The 2,500-nt window shown below is 55.2% G+C and carries 1 tRNA gene and 2 rRNA genes (1 of these 3 cut by a window edge); all 3 read right to left on the reverse strand.

Going from position 1 to position 2,500, the window contains the following annotated elements:
* Nucleotides 1-77 (reverse strand) — tRNA-Met (locus GEU84_RS20860).
* A gap of 50 nt (nt 78-127) precedes the next feature.
* Nucleotides 128-242, reverse strand: a 5S ribosomal RNA gene (rrf, locus tag GEU84_RS20865).
* 204 nt (nt 243-446) lie between these two features.
* A 23S ribosomal RNA gene (locus GEU84_RS20870) occupies nt 447-2,500 on the reverse strand; it runs 780 nt beyond the window's last position.

The raw sequence follows: 2,500 nt of genomic DNA on the forward strand, positions 1-2,500 counted from the left end.
TGGTTGCGGGGGCAGGATTTGAACCTGCGGCCTTCAGGTTATGAGCCTGACGAGCTACCGGGCTGCTCCACCCCGCGCCGATGTGGTTTGGTTTTTGATCGTTTTGAGAGGCTGCGTTTCTTACCAGGTTTGGCGGTGACCTACTCTCCCACACCTTAAGATGCAGTACCATTGGCGCGACGGCACTTAACGGCCGAGATCGGGACGGGATCGGGTGTTTTGCTCGTGCTATGACCACCAAACCGGGAAAGAAACGCACAACATCAGTGGCTGTGGGATCGGTTTCAGGTCCATGCTGGCCTGTCCGTGTCTCACAACGCTTGTTCCAAGTCCAGGCTGCGTTCCTTTCGGGAAGCAGCGTATGTGTGCTTTTGACGTTTTTCCTTGAAGAGCGAAGGTGCCTTTCGTGTTTTCACACGTCGGGTTGAACCTTGCTGTTTCTGGATCAAATCAAGCCTATCGGGCAATTAGTACCAGTCAGCTGAAAGCGTTACCGCTCTTACACCTCTGGCCTATCGACGTGGTGGTCTTCCACGGCCCTCAGGGAGACCTTGTTTTGAAGGGGGCTTCCCGCTTAGATGCCTTCAGCGGTTATCCTGTCCGAACATAGCTACCCAGCACTACCGTTGGCACGATAACTGGTCCACCAGTGGTTCGTTCACCCCGGTCCTCTCGTACTAGGGGCAACTCTTCTCAAGTCTCCTACACCCACGGCAGATAGGGACCGAACTGTCTCACGACGTTCTAAACCCAGCTCACGTACCTCTTTAAATGGCGAACAGCCATACCCTTGGGACCTGCTCCAGCCCCAGGATGAGATGAGCCGACATCGAGGTGCCAAACGATGCCGTCGATATGGACTCTTGGGCATCATCAGCCTGTTATCCCCAGCGTACCTTTTATCCGTTGAGCGATGGCCCTCCCACTTGGGACCACCGGATCACTATGACCGACTTTCGTCTCTGCTCGACTTGTCAGTCTTGCAGTCAGGCAGGCTTCTGCCATTGCACTCAACGACCGATTTCCGACCGGTCTGAGCCTACCTTCGCGCGCCTCCGTTACGATTTGGGAGGCGACCGCCCCAGTCAAACTCCCCACCACGCAGGGTCCCGGATCCGGATGACGGACCGCGGTTAGATATCAAGCAAGGCAAGGGTGGTATCTCAAGGGAGGCTCCACGGGAACTGGCGTCCCCGCTTCGATGCCTACCACCTATCCTGCACATGCCTGGCCTGATACCAGTGCGAAGCTAGAGTAAAGGTGCATGGGGTCTTTCCGTCTAACCGCGGGAAGTGTGCATCTTGACACACAGTTCAATTTCGCTGAGTCCACATCAGAGACAGCGGGGAGATCGTTACGCCATTCGTGCAGGTCGGAACTTACCCGACAAGGAATTTCGCTACCTTAGGACCGTTATAGTTACGGCCGCCGTTTACTGGGGCTTCAATTCAGAGCTTGCACCCCTCCTTTTAACCTTCCAGCACCGGGCAGGCGTCAGACCCTATACGTCGCCTTACGGCTTCGCAGAGCCCTGTGTTTTAAGTAAACAGTCGCCACCCCCTAGTTTGTGCCCCCCACCTCTACTTGCGTAAAAGTGGGGCCTCCTTCTCGCGAACTTACGGAGGCATTTTGCCGAGTTCCTTTGATGTGGTTCTCTCAAGCGCCTTGGTATTCTCTACCAGTCCACCTGTGTCGGTTTAGGGTACGGTCTTATAGAGAGGCTATTTCCAGGAACCGCTCAGCAGCCCGCCCAATCCGATAAGGGCAAACTACACCTGCGATCCGTCACCATCTCACGGCCCAGGAATATTAACCTGGTTCCCATCGACTACGCCTTTCGGCCTCGCCTTAGGGGCCGGCTTACCCTGCTCAGATTAGCTTTAAGCAGGAACCCTTGGACTTTCGGCGACAGGGTCTCTCACCCTGTTTGTCGCTACTCATGTCAACATTCTCGCTTCTGATCTCTCCACCGGATGCCTTACAGCCCGGCTTCACAGAAAGCCTCGCGTGTTCGTAACACCCGAGGGTGTTAAAAACACATGAGACTATATCACAGAACGCTCCGCTACCACGTGCATTGCTGCACATCCTGAGCTTCGGCTCGTGGCTTGAGCCCCGTTACATCTTCGCCGCAGGACAGCTTATCTAGACCAGTGAGCTGTTACGCTATCTTTAAAGGATGGCTGCTTCTAAGCCAACCTCCTGGTTGTTTTGGCCGTCCCACATGCTTTCCCACTTAGCCACGAATTAGGGGCCTTAGCTGCAGGTCAGGGTTGTTTCCCTCTTCACGACGGACGTTAGCACCCGCCGTGTGTCTCCCGGATAGTACTCATCGGTATTCGGAGTTTGCTTAGGCTCAGTAAGGCTGTGGGCCCCCATCACCCATGCAGTGCTCTACCCCCGATGGTATTCGTCCGAGGCGCTACCTAAATAGCTTTCGCGGAGAACCAGCTATCTCCAGGTTTGATTGGCCTTTCACCCCTAGCCACACGTCATCCAG

The sequence above is a fragment of the Fertoeibacter niger genome (genome assembly GCF_009380135.2).
Lineage (GTDB): Bacteria > Pseudomonadota > Alphaproteobacteria > Rhodobacterales > Rhodobacteraceae > Fertoeibacter > Fertoeibacter niger.